The sequence below is a fragment of the Flavobacteriales bacterium genome (assembly GCA_021739695.1).
GTDB lineage: Bacteria > Bacteroidota > Bacteroidia > UBA10329 > UBA10329 > UBA10329.
Map to the genome: position 1 here is coordinate 1 of JAIPBM010000013.1, position 23,415 is coordinate 23,415.

A 23,415-nucleotide genomic window follows, 5' to 3' on the forward strand; every position below is an offset into this window, starting at 1 on the left:
GTACTTGGATATGGATTTCCGACAAGATTATAGCCTCGGTTGAGTTCTGTTGTGCCTGTTCTGGTAAGACCAGTTTCGCTTTGGTTTCCCGTGTTGAACGAAGAACCATTGAATGTAGTAGTTCCTGTACTTCCCATCCGTGCAATGTAGCCCTGACCTGCTTCCAATGGAATGGCTCCGAAAGTGAGTTGAGGATAGGTCTGCGAGGACTCATCGTCAATCCAGAGCTTGTTGCCGCCTGCAATGTTGTAAGTGGCTGCCGTTGCATTAGGGATTGGACTGCTCACGTAGTAGAATACGCCATTTGGGGTGCCTCCTCCAGAACCAGTCAGGTATTGCTCCATCTGAAACGAACCTGCCCCAGAAATGGCGCCTGTGGTGATCAGTGAGCCGATGCCCGTTGCGTCCGCTTTTACGATGATGGTTCCTGCGTTGGCAGTTGTGCCACCCACCGTGAGTGCTTTCCCTGCATCAACGGTCAATGTTGCTCCGGTTTCTATGCTGATGTTGTTGCACATGGCTGGCGACCCTGGTCCCAACGTTACGTGGGGTTGGTTGCTCGGAGCTGATGGAATTGTGATATTATCACTTGCTGTCGGTATTTGGTCGGCACTCCAATTTGATGCTGTGTTCCAGTCTGTCGATGATGAGCCGTCCCATGTTCCAACAGAGGCTCCACACGTTATGGTCAGTGTGACTGTAGACATACAGAAAAAATCGTTCGGAGAAAATTGTGAGTGTCCATCAGCCATTGATATGGTCCATACGCCTGCCGCATTTTCACCATCAAAACCACTTAACGGCTCAACAGGTTTGGCCGTGGTCCATGAACTCCAATCCCCTGAAATAATGCTTGCTGCATCATCATCAAATAACACGGTGTGTGTAGGAACTGTGGTAAAAGACGACAGCGTATTTCCTAAACTCGGTTCAAAGTAATCCCACTTATCAAAAATCAGATCTACATTGGTTCCAGACGGAGATGTGATGCGCAAAGCAAGGTCTTCTTGCGTTGCATAAGGATCTCCAGCAGCGTTGCAATCAAGTGTACCACTTCCCATGTCAAGGGTGATTGAGATTTCAACTTCCGTCAATGAAGTGCATCCACCAAAGTCTCCACTTGTGAATGTGACGGTTCTTGATCCGCTCGAAGGTCCCGAGCTAACCGTTAAGGGTGTAGAATTGGTTTTGGAAACCTGAGCAATTGCGCTGTTAGTCGTTAGAGCCACTATAGCAGCGATAGCAAAGGCAAGACGGTTAGATTTTGACATCATGATTTTGGGATTGGTTTATACAGGATTTTGCTGTCTATGATATGATACAAAATTGAACATAGACTTCCGAATTCTATCTATGATTCTGTTTAATGTATACCAACTGTAGACGCTTGTAAATGGTCAGATTGGGTAATTTGGGGGCGTAGACCGATGGTCTATTCATGCCGTGTACAACATGCTTTTCAAAACCCGATGAACAATTCTATTGGTAAATATGTGACGCTAGCAGGTCTGTTCATTCTCTGCTCAATACGGATCAATGCTCAGCATAAAAGTGGTCTGACTTTAAAGGAGCGAGTAGATAGATTGAATGAACTGGCAGTTGAGCTTGCCAAAACCTCTCCTGAAAACGCCATGATATTCGGAGATAGCGCTAAAATTCTGGCCCGTCAAATTGACTATGCGGAAGGAATTGCGAATGCCAACCTCAACTTAGGAAACGCGCATACCAATGCAGATCGATATGATACCGCGTTCTACTTTCTGCGTGCTGCGCAACAGCAATTTGCCAAACTTCGCATGACTGAACGCATAGCAAAGGTTGATAACCAAATGGGGCTTACGTTTCAGCACAATGGCGTGTATGACAGTGCTGTATCCTATTTCAATAAGGCATTGGACCTATACACGTCTATTCGAGAACAACAAGGAATTGCCAGTGCATGCAATAATCTTGGAAATACCTATATGTTCAAGGGTCAGAACAAGCTGGCGCTCCAGTATTTGGAAAGAGCGTTGGCACTGAGAAGGAAGATCGGGAATGCTGACACCACATCGAGTTTTATGAATTTGGGCATCGTGCAAATGCAACTTGGTAACTTCCCAGCGTCTCTGAATCTATATCTGACAGCTCTAAATACATTTTCAGCCTTAAAAGACAGTTTCAATATCATTCAGGTACATTCTAACCTCGGCATCTTATATCAGAAAATGCTTGAGTATGATAAGGCTGAGGCGAGCTTTGAACTTGCGTTGGCCTATCAGGAAAAGATGGGGTTCAAACTCAGCGCTAATAAAACGCACAATAATCTTGGACAGCTGTTTTTCAGTGAGAACAGAGCGGAAGAGGGGTTTGAACATTTTCATAAGTCGCTCGACATTCTACAGGAAATAAAATCTGATCAGGACCTCTGGACACCACTGCTCAACATTGGATACTACCATCGGGAGTTAGGGAACTACGACAAGGCGATCGAATATCTTACGCAGGCTTTCATATCAAGTGAAAAAACGAAAAGCAGGGAGGGCAAATGTCTAACCACTATCCATCTTGCGTTGACCTATAAGGACCTTAACGATTTTGACAAGGCCACGTACTACTCTGAAAAGAGTCTAGAATTCGCAGATGTTGGTATTCCACCATCGACCAAAGAATATATACTGTACTCCATCCACGAGATCTATGACGCCAAAGGCAATTCTAAAAAAGCACTCGAATACTTCAAGGAGTACACTGCTCTAAAAGATAGTGTGCTCAATGAGCACAAATTGAATCAGCTTATTGAGCTTCAGACCCTCTACGGACTGAACCTGAAAGAAAAAGAAATAGAGCAGCTGCAACTTAAATCTGAACAAGCCGATCTGAGGTCAAATGTGCTTTGGGTTTCGTTGGTCTTAGTTTTGCTTCTTTCTGGGCTGACCGTGCTTTTGTTCAGGAGCAGACTCAAAATTCAAAATGCCAACAACCGCGTGCTGGAAGCAAACGCAAGTGTTTTGGCCAATCAGATCTTGCTTAAGTCTGAACTTTTAGAAGAGCTGAAGCAGAAAATGGAACAATTGAAATCTGCTGGTACAAAAGCAAGCAAATCACAGTTTTTCAACATCATCAGGTTGCTGGAAACAAGCATCAAATTTGAAGATGACTGGAGTACTTTCTCAAAGACTTTGAAAGAAGTTGACCCTAGTTTTTTTGACCGTTTAGGAAAAGAATTCCCCGATTTGACCAATAGTGAGATCCGACTGATCGCTTTGATTCGATTACGATTGACCAATAAAGAAATTTCCAACATTATTCACGTTGAGCCGAACAGCGTAAAGCAAAGTCGTTATCGGCTGAAGAAAAAACTTGGCCTTGCACTGAATCACGATCTGGCCAAGTTTATTTACGAATTTTAACACGCTCCTACTTCCACTACTTTAGAGGGTTCAGCTTTTTGATTACGGTTGCTTCAAGATTACCAGCTGGTCCGAAGTTCATTATCACCATGCTGATCTCATTGCCACTTTTTTGATCTGGGGTTTGAAGTATGTTGTTTCCATTTTCATATCGATGAATTTCAAGGTGTAGGCTGCAAGTGGTGCGTGATGCGGCATGCACCTACCGTGGCTAGTTAAATAAGTACGCGGTGTGCGCAGTCCCTTTTTCGGTTCCGACACGGATGATGTAAAAGCCAACGTTCATGTTCAATCCAATAGTGGGTCTAGTAGCTTTCAGGTTGAATCTGCAAAGGATGCGTCTAATCCTATTCATCATCTGAAGGTTTCCATTTGAGCTGTAAATCCTAGAGCCGACCTCCATCATATCTTACACCGACTGTCGATAAATCCTCGCTAATTCAATCACAGTACTTATGATTCTTGTCAATCCCAATAAAATTGTGATTCTAGTTTGATGACTTCTAAGTTTGAAATAGGTAAAGCACTAATGCATAGTTCGAAGTGAGGATGTCAAATCTATCTAAAGCCTAGAAATTTGTCCGCTTGGTTCCACCACACACTAGGCTGGTCTGGGACCGGCCTTTGGGATATTTGCGAAACCCTGCTATGAAGCAATTTATCTCAAGCAAGTTCTTTCAGGCGAGCATGCATTCCGATTTATTTGTTCAATTCAGTACTTTGAGAAAAAACCGCTAAAACCCTTTTCACAGTTGTCAAATGTTTCAGAGACTGCTGAAATTGGCATTTAGACCTAAAGATCCTCCTACATAGTAATTTCGGCTCTTCAGAAGAAAACAGTTTGTCCATTCATTTTGGCAGTACGTCTATTTGATGAGGCAGTACTGGTTTTGAACTGGATTTTTGAGCCGATATGTGGAAATCGGAACAAATATCTAGGGCCATTTGTATTGCTGTATTGCTTTCCATAGCGACAAGTTGCGCAATGGGTCAAGAACGACAAACGTGGTCGTTGAAGGATTGCATCACCCATGCCCTTCAGCACAACATCAGCGTAAAGGATGCCGAACTGGCGCAAGATGCTTCCGAAATCGACCTGAAACAATCCAAATGGCAGCGGATGCCGAACTTATCAGGTAGTGCCTCTCAAAGCCTTACTAACGGAAATAGCATTGACCCGATAACGAGCGATTACGTGACCAAACAGATTCACTCAACAAGTGTCGGACTTAGTTCTCAATTAACGCTCTATCAAGGGAGCAAGCTTGCTAACCAGATCAAACAGAATAAGTTGCTACTTGAACAGAACTCATTCTACGTTCAAGAGGCCAAGAACAGCATTATACTTAGCATAACGGAAGCCTTTGTGCAGGCTATGTACAATTGGGAAAGCATTGGAATTGCCCAAGATGCTCTTGCTATTTCGGAAAAGCAGCTTGAGAGCGCTAGAATCCGATATGAGGCAGGCGCAACGGCTTCAAAGGATTTTGTTGATGCACAATCGCAACTGGCAACTTCAAAATACAACCTGATAAACGCCAGGAACAATTACGAAATGCAAATACTGACCCTCAAGCAATTGTTGGAGTTGGAGCCCGGAACGCCATTTGAAATTGCAGATGCTGATCTTGAAAACACCGAAGTGGCACTTATACCTAAAGTGATAGACGTTTATCAGAAGGCGTTGGGAAGCAGGCCAGAGATCCGATCGTCTGAGGTGAATATTGCAGTCAACGAAAAAGGATTGGCAATCGCAAAGGGATCGTATCTGCCAACCCTCGCGCTTTCGGGAAGTTTGGGAACTGGCTATACCAGCACACAGAATCTGAGTTTCATCGATCAGTTCGATTTCAATTTCAATCAACGGGCAACAGTTTCTCTCAGCGTTCCGATCTATAATCGTCACAACACAAAATATCAGGTGCAAACCGCAAAAGTCAACATTGAACGGGCCAAACTGAAAAAGGCAACGGCCGAGAAAGCCCTTTTCAGAAACGTAGAGACTGCTTGGCAGAATGCCACAGCATCACAAGAAAAACTGATCGCTGCAAAAGCAGCCCTTGTAGCTGCCAAGGCTGCTTACGACCTCTCAAAAAAACAGCAGGAACTGGGTTCACTCAGCACCTTCGATCTTGGCGTTGCGCAGAATACGTACACCAATGCCGAACAAAATGTGGTACAGGCCAAATACCTGACCATTCTATACACGCAACTACTCGATTTCTATCAGAATCAACAATAGACCATTCTCACAATGAACTACAGGATACTTAGAATTGTAATCGGCAGCATCGCGATTATCGCAGCTGTCATTTTCTGCTACTTCTATTTCTCGGACAGTGCGGCAAACGAAGTTCAAGTGGAAACTCTTGTGGTGGAAAAAGGAAGTGTGGCCAAGGTTGTTACCGCAACGGGAACCGTGCAGCCGATCACACAAGTGGAAGTAGGAACGCAGGTATCAGGAGTTGTGGAGAAGATTTATGTTGACTTCAACAGCCAAGTAAAGGCCGGGCAACTATTGGCAGAATTAGATAAGGTGAACTTGGAGGCTGCACTTCTTCAGTCTCAGGCCAGCTATGACAATATCGTGAACGAACGCAACTATCTGCAAGGCATCCACGACCGCCAGAAAACACTCTACGACCGCCAATTGCTCAGTCAGTCCGACTACGACCAAGCGCTATATAATCTGAACAATGCCAAAAGCTCAGTCATACAGCGCGAGTCTGATCTTCAAAGGGCAAAAACAAACTTGGGATATGCAAAGATATATTCGCCCATTTCAGGCGTTGTGCTCTCCAAGAATGTGGATGAGGGACAAACCGTTGCGGCAAGTTACAGCACTCCTACCTTGTTCACCATTGCGCAAGACCTCAAACAGATGCAGGTAGAGGCAGATGTGGATGAGGCCGACATAGGCCAGGTGATTGAGGGTCAACGTGTGAGTTTTACGGTTGATGCCTACCAAGGAGAAGAATTTACTGGAAAGGTGACTCAGGTGAGATTGAATCCGACCACCACTTCGAACGTGGTCACCTACACGGTGGTGATACGGGCTGAAAATCCAGAATTGAAATTAAAACCGGGACTTACGGCTGTCGTTTCCATCTACACCCTTGAACTGAACGACATTTTGACCATTCAATCCAAGGTGGTCAATTTTCAGCCCGATATAGACTTGATTGTGCAGTACCGCAATCAACACGGAATTGTATCCGAGATGCCTGATAAGATTCCCCCACTGGGAAAAGATGGCAAGAAACCGGAGGGAATGCCTGAAGGATTTTTCCCGATGGGAAAAACGAGCAAAAGGCCAGACGGGAAAATGCCCGAAGGGTTCCCTCCCTTGCCAAACGGTAGTAAGATGGTGTGGAAGCTTGAGAATGGAGACATTAGGCCAAGCCCTGTCACGCTTGGGGCAAGCGATGGCATAAACGTAGAAATTCTTTCGGGTTTACTGGAAGGAGATACGGTTATTTTCAGCATGAAATCCATCAGCAACGAAGCCTCAGGACCAGCAGGCCCTGATGCCGCCAGCAGTCCGTTCGTGCCGAAGATGCCAGGTGGAAAACGCAAATAGCATGGTAAAGACCATCGTTCAAATAGAAGACCTACGAAGGTCATTTGTCATGGGCAATGAGACCGTTCATGCGTTGAAAGGAGTTTCCCTCCGCATTGAAGAAGGGGAATTCGTTACCATAATGGGTTCGAGCGGTTCTGGAAAAAGCACATTGCTCAATATTCTTGGATGCCTGGACAAGCCGACATCAGGGAGTTACCTGATTGATGGCATGCCAATGAACGAGCAGAGCAAGAATCAATTGGCCGAGATCAGGAACAAAAAACTGGGTTTCATCTTTCAGTCTTACAACCTACTTCCGCGCACCACGGCTATAGAAAATGTTGAACTTCCGTTGTTCTACAACAGTTCTATAAGCAGTTCAGAGCGAAGAAAAAGAGCCATCGATGCATTGGAAAGTGTTGGACTTTCGGATAGATTGGACCACACGCCAGCCCAACTTTCGGGCGGACAGCAACAGCGTGTGGCAATTGCCCGTTCATTGGTAAATGACCCAGTGGTCATATTTGCCGATGAAGCAACGGGGAATCTTGACACGCGCACTTCGTACGAGATCATGGCACTATTCCAAGATCTTAATAAACGTGGGAAGACCATCATTTTTGTCACTCACGAACCTGATATTGCCGCATTTAGCAAGCGCACCATCGTGCTCAAAGATGGCCACATCATTAAAGATGAGCTCAATCCGAAAATCCTCGTGGCGGCAGAATCCTTGGCATCAATGCCTATAGACGAAGACTGATATGCGTGTACTCAACCTGCTGAAAATAGCTTTCAAGGCCATCCTGCTGAATAAGGTCCGATCATTGCTCACCATGCTGGGCATTATCATTGGTGTGGCATCTGTCATTGCCATGTTGGCTATCGGAGAAGGCTCCAAGGCCAGCATCCGTTCGCAGATTTCGAGCATGGGTTCAAACATGATAACCATCAGAGCAGGAGCAGATATGCGCGGTGGTGTACGAATGAGTGGCAGTGATATGCAATCGTTGACCTTATCAGACCTAAAACTCATTGAAGAGGAGGCCACCTTGATTAGCTCCATCTCTCCGCAGGTTTCGGGAAACGGACAGGCCATCAGAGGGGCAAACAACTGGCCAACATCCATCTATGGCGTCTCGACTGAATACGTGACCATCAAGACCTTGGAAATGACAGATGGAAATATGTTCACAGACAAAGAAGTGCAATCTGCCGCCAAAGTGGCCGTCATTGGACAAACGGTGAGGGAAAACCTGTTTTCGGATGGAGAAGATCCGGTTGGGCAGACCATCCGTTACGGCAACATTCCATTTAGGATTATTGGCGTATTGAGCCCAAAGGGCGAGAACACATTCGGACAGGATCAAGACGATGTGATTCTTGCGCCTTACACCGCAGTTCAAAAACGCATTCTTGCAATCGATTATCTACACTCCATTTTGGCATCGGCCAAAAGCGAAGAAGATGCACCCGCAGCAGTTGAAGAAGTGAGCGAGATTCTTCGGAAATCTCACAAACTGTCAGATTATGATGCAGATGACTTCAACGTCATGTCAATGGAAGAACTCATTGCCACATTCAGTTCAACCACTGAAATGCTGACCGTTCTGTTGGTGGCCATTGCGGGTATTTCACTTCTCATTGGTGGAATCGGAATTATGAATATCATGTACGTTTCGGTCAAAGAACGTACGCGGGAGATCGGTCTGAGATTGGCCGTTGGTGGAAAAGAAACGGACATTCTGATGCAGTTTCTTATCGAGGCCGTGATGATAAGTATAACAGGCGGGGTTTTAGGTGTCATTATAGGTCTTGGCGCAACATTCGCGATTGAGAACATCTTGAATTGGCCCATAGTTGTAACTGCGAATTCCATCATCATTTCGTTTACAGTTTGCGCCATCACAGGTATTTTTTTCGGTTGGTACCCCGCTAGAAAAGCATCTTCACTGGATCCTATAGTAGCTTTACGATATGAGTAAACATGTGATCTCCAAAAAACAATACGGCACAATTCTGCTTCACCTCATGGTATGGGGCGTGCTGTTTGCCCTTCCTTATTTCATAGCGATTGGTAATGATAGGATGATGGACAGTTTCTTGAAACGTTCTTGGACCCCATTGGTTTTCTATGCCGTCCTGTTCTACTCCAACTACCTGTATTTGCTGGACGAATTCCTGTTTCGGAAAAAGACATACCTGTATATTCTTATCAATGCAGGGCTCATCCTACTGGCGATCTTCTTGGATGAACAACTGAAACCCTATTCCTTCAGCAACGAAATGCCGATGCGGCCCATGGGCGATGGAGATGGCCCAAGACCGCCCTTTCGAATGTTCATACTTTTGGATGTCATACGGTTCGGTGTTCCTGTTCTCGTGTCCGTTGCCGCCAAAACCACCTCCCGTTGGATGAAGCTGGAAACAGAACGGATGGACACGGAAAACTCCAAACTGCAATCGGACCTGCAGAACCTACGCTATCAGATACAACCCCACTTTTTCTTCAACTCGCTCAATAACATCTATTCGCTGGTGGATATATCTCCGGAAGACGCAAAAAAAACCATTCACACCTTGGGTAAATTGATGCGGTACCTCTTATATGATACAGACACGGAAACCGTTGGACTCAATCAGGAAATTGATTTTTTGACCAAATATGTGGAACTGATGAAACTGCGGTCATCAGAAAAGACCACCATTCAGTACACTTTTCCAACGGGGCATCATGATGTTCAAATTGCGCCACTACTGTTCATTTCTCTTGTTGAAAATGCCTTCAAACATGGAGTTTCGGCCAATCAGCCATCGCTCATTTCGTTCGTGATGAAAGTGGACAATGATCAACTTGTTTTCACTTCTATCAATAGTAATTTTCCAAAAGAAACCAGCGATAAGAGCGGTTCGGGAATTGGGCTTCATAACCTGAGACAACGACTTCAACTCCTTTATCCAAATAGGAACGAACTCAACACAAAACAGGAGCAAGATACCTTCATGGCCACACTTAAGATCAATCTAGTATAATGTCAGCCACAACCGTTTCGTGCCTTATTGTTGATGACGAGCCAATGGCGCTTAGCCTAGTGGAGAGCTATGTAAGCAAAACGCCATTTCTTGAATTGAAAGGCAAATGCAGCAGCGCGTTAGAGGTTCTGGATTATTTAAACAAGGAACAAGTTGACCTGCTTTTTCTTGACATTCAAATGCCTGATCTCACAGGTATCGAGCTGTCCCAAACGCTTAAGGACAGAAAAACACGCGTCATTTTCACCACCGCATTCGACAAGTATGCCATCGAAGGATTTAAAGTGGACGCGATCGATTACCTACTGAAGCCATTCGATTATCCTGAGTTTCTCATGGCGGCAAACAAGGCCAAAGACTGGTTTTCGCTCGTTCAATCAAATGCAAGCACCGGCTCAGGCAACGGGAAAGAATTCCTGTTTGTCCGCTCTGAATACAAACAGGTAAAGATCAATCTGAATGACGTACTCTATTTTGAAGGCCTGAAGGATTACATCAAAATATGGTTGAAGGACAATCCAAAACCAGTTCTGACTTTGATGAGTTTTAAATCGCTTCAACAGGAACTACCTTCAAGTCGGTTCATGCGCGTGCACCGTTCGTTCATGATTTCTCTTGATAAGATTGATGAGATTGAACGCAGCCAGGTCATCATTGGGAAGACCCGAATTACAGTTTCCGACCAATACAAGGATGAATTTCTGAAACACATATCAGGCAATTCGTTAGAGTAACTGGCGCTTGCTTTCTGCACATATAGAAAACGACAGAATTGCAATATGGAGAATAGCTCCATTCTTCTATAGAAAAGCCCAGATCGTCTATTTCAGTTCTTATCTGAGCATGGGACAACCACTTTCGCACTCCCTAAAATTCGGGCTGAATGCGGCAAAAGCTTTTTCATGTGCTTACCATTGCTTTACTGCTATTTGCTGCTGGCACTTCAGTAGCTCAGGAAACTGAGCCCGTCAAGGTCAAGGAATACTATTGGGTAACGCCACTTACCAAGGTCTTTTCAGACCTAATAAACAAATACCACCTAAAGGTTGAATACGACTCGGCTGAAGTTGCCAGCGTTAAGCTGAACTATGACTTCGGAGGTACTAGTCCGGATTTGGTTTTCGCCATCATCGTTCGTGAAAATCCAGAACTCGACTTTATCAAAGACGAAGATGCCGTTTACCACGTGTTCAGAAAGAGTACGGAAAAGCCCGAAGGTGCTGGTCATCAGAACATCCGGTTCAAAGGCGCAGCAGAAAAGACCAATATGAACGTTTCGGGCATTGTAAAGGACAAGAACACAGGCGAATCCCTGCCGTTCGCAACCGTCATAATCCGTGGCACGACCATCGGAACGACCACCAATCAGGATGGCTACTTCACCATATTCAAGGTGCCAACGGACACATCTGCCCTCATTGCCAATTACATGGGCTATGAGAACACCATTTTCTTCCTTAGGCCCAAAATGCCGTTGGACAGGATTTCCATAGAAATGGAACCGGCTGCCAACGAACTACAGGAAGTACAGATCATTGAGGAGCGCGAAGACATGCTCGAAGTGGACCGTGAGGAGATAAGCGTGATGAAAATGTCACCTCGGATAACAGCCGTCCTTCCGAATATCGGTGAGAATGATGTGCTGCGTTCGTTTCAACTGCTTCCTGGGGTGAGTGGCACTAACGAAAGTTCTTCGGGACTTTATGTTCGTGGAGGAACACCAGATCAGAACCTTATTCTCTATGACGGTTTCACGGTCTATCACGTTGACCACCTTTTTGGCATGTTCAGTGCTTTCAACGCCAATGCGATCAAGGATGTGAAACTCTACAAAGGGGGCTTCGACACTCAGTTCGGTGGACGTATATCCAGCGTCATGGAGATCGTGGGAAAAGACGGCAACGATAAAAAGTTCAATGTCGGAGGATCCCTAAGCCTCATGAGCTTCAACGCGTTCATCGAATTCCCATTAGGAAAGAAGATCAATTTCCTGGCCGCAGCACGTAAATCGTGGCGAAGCCCCATCTATAATGCCATTTTCAATCAGTTCAATGAGGCGGAGGATGACCAACAGACGACCCAGCCGAGCGGCCTGCCCGCAGGGGGTCCGCCAGGTGGCGGTCCTGGTGGAAGAGTTCAGCAGGACGCAGAACCCAAATCCTACTTCTATGACGTGAATGCCAAATTGAGCTACAAACCGAGCGAAAAGGACATCATCACGCTAAGCTTCTTTAACGGGTCAGATGATCTCGACAACTCGCGAGAAAACAACTTTTCGTTTGGAGGAAGTAGCATCGGTGGAGGTACCACCGACAAGACCACGTGGGGCAACTGGGGTTCAAGCCTCAACTGGAGCAGAAAATGGAGTGAGAAGCTATACAGCAACAACATGGCTTCCTATTCTCAATATTATAGCCTAAAGGACCAACTGAGCGAATTCACAAGGACCGACACGTCCGGAGAAGAGACCACCAACAAGAGGGGATCCATTGAAGACAACGACCTGCATGATATAACCTTCAAGTCTGATTGGGAATGGAAGGTGACAAATCATCACCAGTTTGAAATGGGTGTTCAGGGCACATACCTCAACGTGCTGTATGACTATGCGATCAATGACACCATCACCGTTCAGGACAGAAACGACAAGGAAGGAGTTGCAGGACTCTACATTCAGGACCGCATCAAATTCTTCAAGAACAGGGTAACGGTTGTTGCCGGGGCGCGGGTGGATTACTACAGCGGCACCGACAATCTTTATCCTCAACCGCGCGCTTCGTTCTTATACAACATAACTCCTAAACTGGCACTCAAGGGAGCTTGGGGCCTTTACTATCAATACGCGAATCGCATCATCAGAAGTGACCTTTCCAGCGGAAGTCGCGATTTCTGGGTGCTTGCCAATGATGTGAACATTCCCGTGGCCTCATCCTATCACTACATTTTGGGTGCAAGTTATGAGACCAAGGGTTTCCTGTTCGATGTTGAAGCCTACTACAAGACGATGAAGGGACTTTCAGAATACACCCTTCAGTTCACACCCTCGTTCACCAATGTCAATTTCGATGAATATTTCTACACAGGTACGGGCAAAGCGGCCGGAATCGATTTTCTGATCCAAAAGAAATATGGCAAATACACTGGCTGGATCGGTTATTCCATCAGCCGCACACTCTACAACTTTGACATTTATGGTGAACAGAGCTTTTACGCATCTCACGATGTCACCAACGAACTGAAGTTGGTCAACAGCTATAAATGGCGTAAGTGGACATTCTCGGCCACATGGGTCTATGGAACGGGCAAACCGTACACACCTGCTCTTGGTGGTTACTCGCTTGAACTTCTGAATGGAACAACATCAGACTACATTGATGTCGGGAACAAGAACTCCCAACGTCTCCCTGACTACCATCGGCTCGACATCGCCATCAACTGGGCGTACAAACTGGGCGATATTGGAAAAGGCACGATCGGATTCTCGCTTTTCAACGTGTATAACCGCTCGAACGTATGGTACAAGGAATATTCGGTAGTTGACGGTACTGTCATAGAGACCGATGTAAACTCATTGGGAATTCTCCCGAACCTAACCCTTTCATTTCAACTTCGATGAAACAGATATTCCATTTGTTTCCCATTTGCGTCATGTTTCTGCTGCTTTCAAGTTCGGGATGCACCAAGTTGGAACTGGCCGATGCAAAAACAGCTGACAAGGCGGTTGTCAACGCCTTCATATATCCGGGAAACGAGTTTGCGGTCAAGCTTTCGCGGCTCATTCCATTTGTTGAAGAAACCGAGGACACCATTTATACCCTCGACTCTGTGGATGTCTTCCTATTCATAAATGGAGTTACCCACCAACTTACTGCCGTGGCCGACAGTTCGGGTCAATATGAACTTTCAGACACAGGCATCGCTGTTGCAGAGGGTGACGAACTTAAACTCCTCTTTACGTACAACGGATTGGAAATTACAGCTTCGTCAACTGTTCCCGCCAAACCTGCAAATGCTTACCTCTCCACCACATCCTACACCGTGGCAACCGGATTTGGAGCAATTGACACAGACCCGCTCTCGGTCTATTGGGACAATCCGGTCGGGTCTTACTATCTGGTTATTTCTGAATATATGGGAACCAGTTATGAAATGCTGAATGAATTTCCCGAAGAAGTGGAATTCACGGATGAAGAACTGGAAGCAATGCGTAAGACATCAAGTCAACCGCTGGCCACCAGCAGCTATGACATTCGAAGATTCACATTCTCAGGATCTCACCGCATTATCATCTACCACCTCAGCGAAGAGTACGTCAAGCTGATCGAATCAGGCGGTAGCAGTTCGATCACAATTACAGAACCATACACCAATGTGAACAATGGTCTGGGAATTTTTACCGCCATAAACACGGACACCCTTTGGCTTCAAGTACACTCATAGAATGAACCGAACAATCAGATTGACCAGCCTTCTTCTTGGCATTTCCCTTTTGGCAACTAGTTGTGCCAAGTTGCTTGTTTACAACAGCAGACCGAAAACCGAAGCTGCAGAATCGGAACGGCACGGTTTTTACGATTCCAAGAGTAAATTGGTTTACTCCCTTGAACATGATGCTCAGAACATCTATCTGCACGCATACACCTCAGAGCAGCTGACACAAATGAAACTGATGAACGCAGGTTTAACCATCTGGCTCGACCCAAATGGAAAGAAGAATGAGACAATTGGAATCGAGTACCCTTTAAAGCGTGACGGGCAACAAATGGACAACTCTACTATGCCCCGTGATGAAAGGTCAAGCCTCGATGCATATCCAAAGCAGCAGGAAATGTCTCTGCGCATGTTCCATCAGTTTCAGAAGACCAACTCTAATAACACTGCAGTCATAGGCATCGGAGTAGAAGGTAAAATGCCCCTTCACCGCAGCCAATTGGAAGCCATGGGGATAGATGTACATCTTGAAATGGATACGCTAAACACCCTGCATTATTATCTCACTTTACCCAGAAAGCTTGTTTTCAACGCAGAAAATCCCGATAACGGAGAATTGTCAATCGGATTGATAAGCGGAGCCTTGGAAATGCCAAGCCGCCTAGAAGGAGGTATGCCCAATGGAGGTGGACCACCTGGTGGTGGCGGTGGTATGCCCGGTGGTGGAATGGGCGGTGTCGGAATGAATGGCGGTATGGTTGGTGGCGGCATGTCTGGAGGAGGAGGCATGCCGGGTGGCGGCATGGGGGGTGGGCCTCCGGGTGGAGGTGGCCCCCCAGGCGCCATGAATGGAATGGACAATATGGGCGAGGCCATTACCATTTGGTTTTCAGCTTCCTTGAACAATACTGAAGTCAAGTGATGCCCCAACCTACATACGAAGAAATGCTAATTGCCCCTTGTAATACCTATGAATTTACTTACCAAGGAGGAATTCTTCAGGTAGAATGGGGCCTGGGCGAAGGTTCTGATTACATTCTTTCAATTCCTCTGAACCTTACCGAAAGCGTTCCGAAAGAGGGAATAAGAACATTACTCTCTTTGCTACCAATGAATGGGCCATTTGCAGGCACGTTTTTCGTTTTGGATACTGCAATTCAAATTGCAGAAATGCGGGGCTGGACGGTCAAGCGAATTACCATGGATCTCGTAGACGCCAAGTAGCCAAACTTCCACGCATTTCACCGTTTCATCTATTTCATTAGGCCAAGTGTGTTCCCTTGCATAAGCTTGCGAGTGTTAACAAAAGGTTAACTGAAAATCATCTTGGCATGCATTTTATCGGTCAGTATTCACACTTCATAACGTTTGGTTTCTTCTTAGTTAAAGCACGTTCATTTCTGTGCTGTTAAGTTGAAGTAAACCGAATATTCAATTAACCTCAGCTAAAATTCAACCATGAAACATTTTCTATCCTTTTTTGCCCTTACCCTTTTACTGAGCAATGTCATCGCTCAGGACTTTAATGGTTACGCGCTATACGCGTTCCAGAACGGTGCGTATCTGATTGACGAGGACGGGGACATTGCGAAAAGCTGGAACCTTCCAAGTTCGGCAAACTATGCCTGTGCGTTGCATGACGATGGTAGCTTGATTTTCGGAGCGGTCAACAATGGTAACCAGTTGAGCGGTGCTGCGGTCGGAGGCAAGGTGGTTTCGATAGATGCCAACAATAACATCAATTGGCAGTTCACGTATTCCAATTCCGATCACGTTTCTCACCACGACATCTGCCTGATGCCTGATGGAAACGTGTTGTTGATAGCATGGGAGGTGAAGTCCTCAAGCGAGTTGGAGCAGCACGGGTACGATAACCCGACCTCGGACAAATGGCCTACCCATATTGTTGAAGTTCAACAGAACGGTAGTGGGGGAGAAATCGTATGGGAATGGCATTTATGGGATCACATGGTTCAGGATCACGATGCGACAAAGGATAATTATGGTGTTGTGGCCGAGCATCCCGAACTTTTGGACGTAAACGTGGCTGTGAGCGGAATGGGTGGCCCAGGAGGTGGTCCTGGAGGCGGCCCTGGTGGTGGAGATTGGTTTCATGTCAATGGCATTGACTATAATCCTGAGTTGGACCAGATCGTTTTCAGCTCGCGCTACCTGAGCGAGATATTCGTGATCGACCACAGCACCACCACTGCGGAGGCTGCGGGCCACACAGGTGGAAATTCAGGCAAGGGAGGCGATTTCCTCTATCGTTGGGGACATCCTTCAAATTACGATGCACCGGGTACGCAGGTCATACCGGCAGCTGTTCATGATGCGCGTTGGATAAAGCCCGGTCGGCCGTATGCGGGTTACATTCAGGTTTTCAATAACGAAGGAGGAAGCGGTGGTGCTTCAGTCGTTGATGCCATCAACCCACCCGTAAATGGACATGTCTATGACCTCACACCCGGTCAGGCCTATGCTCCTTCAAGCTACGTGCTTCGGCACACTTGCTTGGACAATGCCTGGGGTCAATCGGCTTCGGATAGGATGACGAATGGCAACCTGTTCGTATGCCTTTCCAGTGAATACATGTACGAGGTGGATGAACAGGGTGATGTGATCTGGCAATATGCCATGAACGCTCAGAAGGGCTTTCGCTATGAGTGTGACCATGCGGGGATCATCGAACTCGTGGGCTTGGGTCCCTCTTGCAGCCAACTGGGTGTTGACGAAGAGCAGACCGAGGCTATTTCCGTCTATCCGAACCCATCAACCGGCATGTTCAGCATTCAGGGTATTCCCGCCAATGAAAGCGTTACGGGCATGTCCGTTTACGATGTGCTCGGAAGCAAAGTGCTCAACACCACCGACATGAGTCACATTGACCTTACTGCCGAGCAGGATGGGTTTTATTTCATCACTATCGATCTTGAAAATGGTGAGAGAATTAACAAAAAGGTATCAGTGATCAATTGATGCGTTACGGGCTGACACTTTTCTTAGTAATAGGATGTTTGGGCAGAGTGCTCGGGCAATCCTATTTCTATCATGCCGATACCATTCAGGAGATACGCATTACATTCTATGAGCAGAATTGGGACGAATTGCTGGATGCCATGTACGTGGCCGGTGATGAAGAACGCCTTACATGCGATCTGGAGATAAACGGGGTAGCATTAGACAGTGTCGGAATACGTTACAAAGGCTTCAGTTCGGTGAGCACAGACCGGACCAAGAACCCGTTCAACATAGATCTTGACCATGTGATCGATGATCAGAACTACGAAGCCTACGACAAGGTCAAACTCAGCAATGTGATTCAGGACCCGTCCTTCTTGAGAGAAGTGTTGAGCTACGAGATCGGCAGAAAGTACATGCCCGCCTCCAAGGCCAATTTTGCACGCGTTTACATCAATAATGCCTATTGGGGCCTATACACCAATGTTGAGTCGGTGAATGGAGAGTTTCTCGTGGGCCGCTTTGGCGAAAGTGCTGGAACGTTTGTCAAGTGCAATCCGGAAGACCTCGATTTTGAAGGTGACAATTCCAACTTGTCCAACAACTATGGAACCGACATCACCGATTACTATCCATTCTACGAGATGCAATCAGACCACGGTTGGGAAGACCTCTACGAGCTGATCGATGTATTGAATGAAGACCCTAACGACATTGAAACCGTGCTGAATGTGGACCGGGCTCTGTGGATGCATGCGTTCAACTACTGTCTGATCAATTTCGATAGCTACGTGGGCTATGCGCAGAACTACTATCTGTACAGGCAGAACAACGGACAGTTCAATCCCATCCTGTGGGATCTGAACATGTCATTCGCAAGCTTCCGATTGGCCGATGCGTCAGAACATTGGGACGGTTTCACCATAGCCGAAGCCAAAGCGATGGATCCGCTTATGCACCTGAACAGCGTTTCCGTGTATGAGCGCCCGTTGATGAGAAACCTGTTTGAGAACGGTACTAATAGGCGCATGTATCTGGCGCACATGCGCACCATCATGGACGAGAATTTTGCCGATCAGTCTTACGTCACGCGGGCGCAGTTCCTCCATGACCTCATTGATGCATCGGTACAGGAGGATACCAACAAGTTTTACGGATATGATGATTTTCAGAACAACTTGACCTCTACCGTAAGCGACCTGATCGACTATCCGGGCCTTACCGACCTGATGAACGCCAGAAACGCCTATCTGAGCAGTTACACCGGTTTCACAGGGGAGCCGATTATCAGCAATGTTAGCTCCACACCACAGTCCATAACGCTCGGAGGCAGCGTCACCATCATCGCAGAGGTCGTTGATGAAGAGGAAGTGTTTCTGGCCTATCGGTACGGGGCCAATGAGGTCTTTACAACCGTGACCATGGCGGATGACGGTTCGCAGAATGATGGGACCGCTGGAGACGGCACATACGGGCGCATACTCTCTAGCATCGGCAATACCATTCAGTATTACATCTATGCGCAGAACGACACGGCCGGAACATTCTCTCCGGTAAGGGCCGCTTATGAATATTATGAATTACAGTCTCAGATCAACCCCGGTGACCTTGTGTTGAATGAAGTGATGGCCTCCAACGAGCATACAGCATTCGATCAATCGGGTGAAAATGACGATTGGATCGAGATCCACAACACCACACAGTTCGATATTTCCACATCAGGGCTGTATCTCACGGATGACATGGCCAACCAGGACAAATGGGCCATGCTAAACGCAATTGTTCCAGCAGACGGCTACATGGTCGTTTGGGCAGATGAGGACTCCGAGCAGGGAAACGATCACGCCAATTTCAAACTGTCATCAAGCGGAGAATATGTCGGAATGTACTACGGTGATGGGACCTTGATAGATGAGGTGACCTTTGATGAGCAGGAAACCGATGTTTCGTATGGCAGATTGCCAAACGGGTCAGGCCCTTGGGTGTTCATGGAACCGACTTTCAATCTCAACAACAACTTTACCGGGGTTGAAGAAGCCACCGGGAAACTGGAAGCATCATTGTACCCAAACCCCGCGACAGACCAAATGAACATACGATTTGAAGAACCCGTCTCAGGCACGGTCACGTTGTACTCCATTGATGGCAAACGGATCATCGAGCAGGGTTTTTCATCCACAGCCACAGTTCGGATGGACGTGTCATTCTTGAATGGCGGAATGTATCTCGTGTCCGTTCTGTCTGAGAAATCAACAACAACAAAGCGACTGATAATCAACTAATATGATCAAGATGAAATCTATCAACTCAACAATTACCATGGTACTCCTTTCGGGGATTTCCATGGCACAGACCTTCACCAATTATACGGATGTGGACGGGCTTGCGAACAACAGCGTCAACTGCCTCGATGTAACGGCCAGCGATGTCATGTGGTTCGGGACGCAGGCGGGCGTTTCCGTGTTTGACGGAACAGATTGGGTCAGCCACAGCACAAGTACCGATGCAGGGTTTGTAGATGATGTGGTAACTGCTATCAGGGTACTTTCAACAGGACATGTGATGATCGGTTCTGACTTCGGCATCTCGGTTTACGATGGCTCCAACTGGACAACATTCACCGAGACGGACGGGCTGGGAGATGACAGAGTGAAGACCATACAGGAACTTTCAAACGGCCTGATAGCCATTGGAACCAATGACGGTGTGAGCATGTTCAACGGCTCAACCTTCACCAACTATGGGACAGGGGAAGACCTTCCGTTCGGAGGCGTTACAAGCGTTGCGGAACTCTCAAACGATGTGGTATATCTGGGAACAGCACTCGGAGGCGTGACCATTTCCAGCAATGGTGTTTTTACCGAAATAACTGAAAACGAGGGGCTGCTGAATGACAAGGTCAGAGCTGTTGTGTTCGATGCGATGGACAACGCATGGGTAGGCACTTCTGATGGCATCTCGGTCTTTGACGACAATGGTCAACTTGTTGCTCAGCATACCCGTCTGTTTGAACTCCCTGCCCCGGACACGTTGAACCCGATAGAGGATCTGGTCATCGATGGTCAAGGAAACGTTTGGGCAGGGATCTATGTCGATTATCTCGTTACAGAAGGAGGGATCTCCGCCTACAACGGAACAGACTGGATCCAGTTCGATGTCAGCGATGGCCTGATCGGGCCTGTTGTACGTCAATTGGCAGTGGATTCTCAGGACAACATTTGGGTGGCCACAAGCACGGGCGTTTCGAAGGTCTCGGATGTTGATCTTAACAGCGGAAACAGCATCTTCGATTTTGAACCTTTCTCGTCACTGAGCATCTACCCCAATCCGACTTCAGACGTTCTCACAGTGGAACTTCCAGTAAACAACGAAAGCCGAATGTTGGAGTTTTTCGATACCTCGCTTCGCTTGGTCAAGACAGAAACCATCAACCAGCGTGCTGGAACTGTTCAGGTTCAAACGAACGATCTTCAGGGGGGGATTTATTTTGTCACGCTGGGAACCTCCGTCAGCAAACTGGTGATCAACTGAAACCTAGTGACCGAAACCTATGCGTAATTGCACATTGATATTACTTGCCACGCTTGCTTTTATGGCGAGTGGGTGTTCCAAACCGGAAGGTGAAGGTGGGACTTCCGTCATCTACGGGAAGGTTTACGCGTATGACTACAACAACGCGGGTACACTTGTTGGAGAGTACTACTTGCCCGATGAGGACGTTTACATCATCTATGGTGATGGTGACAGCTATTACGATGACGATCACAAGACCAGTTTTGACGGCTCATTCAGGTTTCAGTATCTCACCAAAGGCACTTACACCGTTTTCGTCTATTCTGATTGCGAAACCTGTCCATCTGGCGTTGAGGCCATTTCCCGAACGGTGCAGATAACGGACAATAATCAAGACATCGTGTTGGAAGACCTTGAAGTGAGAAAATGAACTCGGTGGCCGAAATATTATCAACGTACACCCAGGTCTCTCTGAATGATATGGATGCAGTGGCCCTCATGAACAGGGTTGACACCAAATTCCTTGCTCCCAAGAGCGCTGTATGGTCCGTTCTGAAGGAATTGAGCGCGTCATATCAGGTGATGCAGATCGATGATCAACGCATATTCCAGTACCGTACCGTGTATTTCGATACCGAAGAGCAAGATTTCCTATACCAACACTTGCGGGGTAAGCCCAACAGATTGAAGGTCAGGGCGCGCCAGTATGTTGGAAGTGATACGCAGTTCTTCGAGATAAAGAAGAAGACCAATAAGGGAAATACCATCAAGTCGCGGATTCCCTCAGGCCGACAGTTGAACATTATCGGAGAGAGACAGGCCCATTTTCTGACCGAGAACACATCCATTGCCTCAGGCGAACTGAAAGCGCACATTGAGGTTGATTTTCATCGGATCACCCTTGTCGGACTGGAACACAATGAGCGTATCACCTTCGATCTCCAGCTATCCTTCCGCTCAGACCAAGGAGTCAGTGAGACGGATGAGTTTGTCATAATCGAACACAAAAGGTCTGCCCATGTGCACGGACGAACCCCCGCATTGGTTGCTCTGAAACGAGAGCGCATTTACGCTTCGTCACTCAGCAAATACTGTTTGGGAATGATACTGACAAACAAGACGGACAGGTACAATAACTATAAGCCGAAACTTAGAAAACTCAATAAGATCTCAGCAGATGGAAATATTTGGTAGTCCGCTCTATCATCAGGACTTCTTGGAACTGTTGATCAGACTGTTGATCAACGTGGTGGTGGCCTATGTCATTATCAGACAGATCTACTATCCTGTCCATAACCGCAAGGATTACCTGTTCACCTATTTCATCTTCAACCTGCTCATCTTCTTTCTGAGCTATCTACTGAGCGGGGTGAAGCTGCAGCTGGGCTTTGCATTCGGTCTTTTCGCCATTTTTGGCATACTAAGGTACAGGACCGAGGCATTGGCCATCAAGGAAATGACCTATCTCTTTGTGGTCATTGCCGTGGCCGTTATCAACGCATTGGCCAACAAAAAAATCAGCTACACTGAACTGATGTTCACCAATCTGGTCATTATGGGCGTTACATTCCTCTTGGAAAAGAAATGGCTCTTACGCCATGAGATCACCAAAACGATCCTTTACGAGAATATTGAATTGATCAAACCCGAAAAAAGGGAACTGCTGACCCAAGACCTTGAGCATCGGACAGGGTTGAAGATCACACGGGTACAGGTCGGTCGGATTGACTTTTTGAGAGACACCGCAATTGTGAAGATATTCTTCTTTGAAGATGAGAACCAGGCCGGTTCGTTTGAGGACAAGGATGTGTAAGTGGGGTCTCATCCCCCTGTTTGTTATAGGCGCGTTGGTCAGCAAGGCACAGCAATGGGATCTCGTAACGTGGCACAGGTTGGAGATGAAGGGAGAGCTTACGAAGAACCTGAAAGCCTCCCTTCAACAGCAGGTCCGTTTGAACAACAGCTCCAGCCACGTGGAAGAGACATTCACGGAACTGGGCCTTGGCTATGATCTGCCAAAAGGACTTGATGTGGGAGCAGCATATCGACTGTCATGGGTTCAGCAGCAGGATCACAGGTTCAGCCCAGACCACCGCTATAATGTTGACATTGGATACAGCCTAAGCATCTGGAAGTTGAAAACGGCATTGAGAGCCCGCTTTCAGCATTCCCCTTCACAGTACCTTATCAACGAACGGTTGGAGCCGGAAGGAAGCCCGGTGTTCGTCCGGTTGAAACTGAGCATGGAATATCGGAAGCTGAAAAAACTCACACCTGGAATAGAGTTCGAAACCTTCATAAGGGTGGAAGACCCGACACAGGCTGGCGCGAACAAATTCCGTTATCGGGCATTCTTAGAAGTTGATCTGCCGAAACGACAGGAATTTGAGATCTTCTACATGTTGCAGACCGATCATTCTGACAGGATTCCGGAGTTTCAGAATGTGGTCGGTTTCAAGTATGCATACGAGTGGAAACGGCCCAAGAAGAAAAAGACTGACTGAGGCTTGAAACGCTGAGAAT

At 46.9% G+C, this 23,415-nt stretch carries 19 protein-coding genes; 18 read left to right on the forward strand and 1 reads right to left on the reverse strand.

From position 1 onward, the window contains the following. Positions 1-1,274, reverse strand: a 1,274-nt coding sequence (locus K9J17_09565; protein MCF8276971.1) for a hypothetical protein, incomplete at its 3' end; no start/stop codon positions are given. Between the two features lie 195 nt (positions 1,275-1,469). Between K9J17_09565 and K9J17_09570 the strand changes: the two genes are divergently transcribed. The 18 genes from K9J17_09570 to K9J17_09655 all read left to right on the forward strand — a co-directional run bounded on the left by K9J17_09570 (position 1,470) and on the right by K9J17_09655 (position 23,396). Next, positions 1,470-3,392 carry a tetratricopeptide repeat protein gene (locus K9J17_09570; protein ID MCF8276972.1) on the forward strand — a complete coding sequence of 641 codons (1,923 nt, stop codon included), beginning with the start codon at positions 1,470-1,472 and terminating at the stop codon, positions 3,390-3,392. Positions 3,393-4,305: 913 nt separating this feature from the next. Continuing rightward, positions 4,306-5,634, forward strand: a complete 1,329-nt coding sequence (locus K9J17_09575; GenBank protein ID MCF8276973.1) for a TolC family protein — start codon at positions 4,306-4,308, stop codon at positions 5,632-5,634. Positions 5,635-5,646: 12 nt separating this feature from the next. Continuing rightward, positions 5,647-6,972, forward strand: a complete 1,326-nt coding sequence (locus K9J17_09580) for an efflux RND transporter periplasmic adaptor subunit (protein MCF8276974.1) — start codon at positions 5,647-5,649, stop codon at positions 6,970-6,972. A 1-nt stretch (position 6,973) separates the two neighbouring features. After that, positions 6,974-7,717 (forward strand): ABC transporter ATP-binding protein, encoded by a 744-nt coding sequence (locus K9J17_09585; GenBank protein MCF8276975.1) that lies wholly within the window; start codon positions 6,974-6,976, stop codon positions 7,715-7,717. 1 nt (position 7,718) lies between these two features. Beyond that, on the forward strand, positions 7,719-8,939 hold the full coding sequence (locus K9J17_09590; protein MCF8276976.1) for an ABC transporter permease: 1,221 nt from the start codon (positions 7,719-7,721) through the stop codon (positions 8,937-8,939). A gap of 46 nt (positions 8,940-8,985) precedes the next feature. Beyond that, positions 8,986-9,987 carry a histidine kinase gene (locus K9J17_09595; protein MCF8276977.1) on the forward strand — a complete coding sequence of 334 codons (1,002 nt, stop codon included), beginning with the start codon at positions 8,986-8,988 and terminating at the stop codon, positions 9,985-9,987. Continuing rightward, positions 9,987-10,721, forward strand: coding sequence for a LytTR family DNA-binding domain-containing protein (locus K9J17_09600; GenBank protein MCF8276978.1), 735 nt, complete (start codon positions 9,987-9,989; stop codon positions 10,719-10,721). Before K9J17_09595 ends, K9J17_09600 begins: the two co-directional genes overlap by 1 nt. Before the next feature lie 149 nt (positions 10,722-10,870). Then, positions 10,871-13,603 carry a TonB-dependent receptor gene (locus K9J17_09605; GenBank protein ID MCF8276979.1) on the forward strand — a complete coding sequence of 911 codons (2,733 nt, stop codon included), beginning with the start codon at positions 10,871-10,873 and terminating at the stop codon, positions 13,601-13,603. Beyond that, the gene (locus tag K9J17_09610) at positions 13,600-14,427 is read left to right on the forward strand and encodes a DUF4249 domain-containing protein (GenBank protein ID MCF8276980.1); all 828 of its coding nucleotides are present in this window, start codon (positions 13,600-13,602) and stop codon (positions 14,425-14,427) included. Before K9J17_09605 ends, K9J17_09610 begins: the two co-directional genes overlap by 4 nt. Before the next feature lies 1 nt (position 14,428). Next, a complete protein-coding gene (locus K9J17_09615) occupies positions 14,429-15,340 on the forward strand; it encodes a hypothetical protein (GenBank protein MCF8276981.1) in 912 nt (303 codons plus the stop codon). Beyond that, complete coding sequence (locus K9J17_09620; protein MCF8276982.1) at positions 15,340-15,642, forward strand: hypothetical protein; 303 nt, start codon at positions 15,340-15,342, stop codon at positions 15,640-15,642. Before K9J17_09615 ends, K9J17_09620 begins: the two co-directional genes overlap by 1 nt. 234 nt (positions 15,643-15,876) lie before the next feature. Beyond that, a complete protein-coding gene (locus tag K9J17_09625; GenBank protein MCF8276983.1) occupies positions 15,877-17,397 on the forward strand; it encodes an aryl-sulfate sulfotransferase in 1,521 nt (506 codons plus the stop codon). Further along, positions 17,397-19,661, forward strand: coding sequence for a CotH kinase family protein (locus K9J17_09630; protein ID MCF8276984.1), 2,265 nt, complete (start codon positions 17,397-17,399; stop codon positions 19,659-19,661). The genes K9J17_09625 and K9J17_09630 overlap by 1 nt, the downstream gene beginning before the upstream one ends. Positions 19,662-19,671: 10 nt before the next feature. Beyond that, entirely contained in the window at positions 19,672-20,910 is a 1,239-nt protein-coding gene (locus K9J17_09635; GenBank protein MCF8276985.1) for a T9SS type A sorting domain-containing protein, read from the forward strand. A 19-nt stretch (positions 20,911-20,929) separates the two neighbouring features. Further along, on the forward strand, positions 20,930-21,322 hold the full coding sequence (locus K9J17_09640; protein ID MCF8276986.1) for a hypothetical protein: 393 nt from the start codon (positions 20,930-20,932) through the stop codon (positions 21,320-21,322). A 5-nt stretch (positions 21,323-21,327) separates the two neighbouring features. Continuing rightward, positions 21,328-22,086, forward strand: coding sequence for a polyphosphate polymerase domain-containing protein (locus tag K9J17_09645; protein MCF8276987.1), 759 nt, complete (start codon positions 21,328-21,330; stop codon positions 22,084-22,086). Beyond that, complete coding sequence (locus tag K9J17_09650; protein ID MCF8276988.1) at positions 22,070-22,705, forward strand: DUF4956 domain-containing protein; 636 nt, start codon at positions 22,070-22,072, stop codon at positions 22,703-22,705. The genes K9J17_09645 and K9J17_09650 overlap by 17 nt, the downstream gene beginning before the upstream one ends. Before the next feature lie 85 nt (positions 22,706-22,790). Further along, on the forward strand, positions 22,791-23,396 hold the full coding sequence (locus K9J17_09655) for a DUF2490 domain-containing protein (protein ID MCF8276989.1): 606 nt from the start codon (positions 22,791-22,793) through the stop codon (positions 23,394-23,396). Positions 23,397-23,415: the final 19 nt, after the last annotated feature.

Bases quoted from the DNA above. Each gene is read 5' to 3' on its own strand.
- K9J17_09595 (MCF8276977.1), top strand. From the start codon at position 8,986: ATGGTATGGGGCGTGCTGTTTGCCCTTCCTTATTTCATAGCGATTGGT.
- K9J17_09575 (MCF8276973.1), top strand. From the start codon at position 4,306: ATGTGGAAATCGGAACAAATATCTAGGGCCATTTGTATTGCTGTATTG.
- K9J17_09625 (MCF8276983.1), top strand. From the start codon at position 15,877: ATGAAACATTTTCTATCCTTTTTTGCCCTTACCCTTTTACTGAGCAAT.
- K9J17_09615 (MCF8276981.1), top strand. From the start codon at position 14,429: ATGAACCGAACAATCAGATTGACCAGCCTTCTTCTTGGCATTTCCCTT.
- K9J17_09630 (MCF8276984.1), top strand. From the start codon at position 17,397: ATGCGTTACGGGCTGACACTTTTCTTAGTAATAGGATGTTTGGGCAGA.
- K9J17_09570 (MCF8276972.1), top strand. From the start codon at position 1,470: ATGAACAATTCTATTGGTAAATATGTGACGCTAGCAGGTCTGTTCATT.
- K9J17_09600 (MCF8276978.1), top strand. From the start codon at position 9,987: ATGTCAGCCACAACCGTTTCGTGCCTTATTGTTGATGACGAGCCAATG.
- K9J17_09640 (MCF8276986.1), top strand. From the start codon at position 20,930: ATGCGTAATTGCACATTGATATTACTTGCCACGCTTGCTTTTATGGCG.
- K9J17_09610 (MCF8276980.1), top strand. From the start codon at position 13,600: ATGAAACAGATATTCCATTTGTTTCCCATTTGCGTCATGTTTCTGCTG.
- K9J17_09655 (MCF8276989.1), top strand. From the start codon at position 22,791: ATGAAGGGAGAGCTTACGAAGAACCTGAAAGCCTCCCTTCAACAGCAG.
- K9J17_09605 (MCF8276979.1), top strand. From the start codon at position 10,871: ATGCGGCAAAAGCTTTTTCATGTGCTTACCATTGCTTTACTGCTATTT.
- K9J17_09635 (MCF8276985.1), top strand. From the start codon at position 19,672: ATGAAATCTATCAACTCAACAATTACCATGGTACTCCTTTCGGGGATT.
- K9J17_09620 (MCF8276982.1), top strand. From the start codon at position 15,340: ATGCCCCAACCTACATACGAAGAAATGCTAATTGCCCCTTGTAATACC.
- K9J17_09650 (MCF8276988.1), top strand. From the start codon at position 22,070: ATGGAAATATTTGGTAGTCCGCTCTATCATCAGGACTTCTTGGAACTG.
- K9J17_09585 (MCF8276975.1), top strand. From the start codon at position 6,974: ATGGTAAAGACCATCGTTCAAATAGAAGACCTACGAAGGTCATTTGTC.
- K9J17_09590 (MCF8276976.1), top strand. From the start codon at position 7,719: ATGCGTGTACTCAACCTGCTGAAAATAGCTTTCAAGGCCATCCTGCTG.
- K9J17_09580 (MCF8276974.1), top strand. From the start codon at position 5,647: ATGAACTACAGGATACTTAGAATTGTAATCGGCAGCATCGCGATTATC.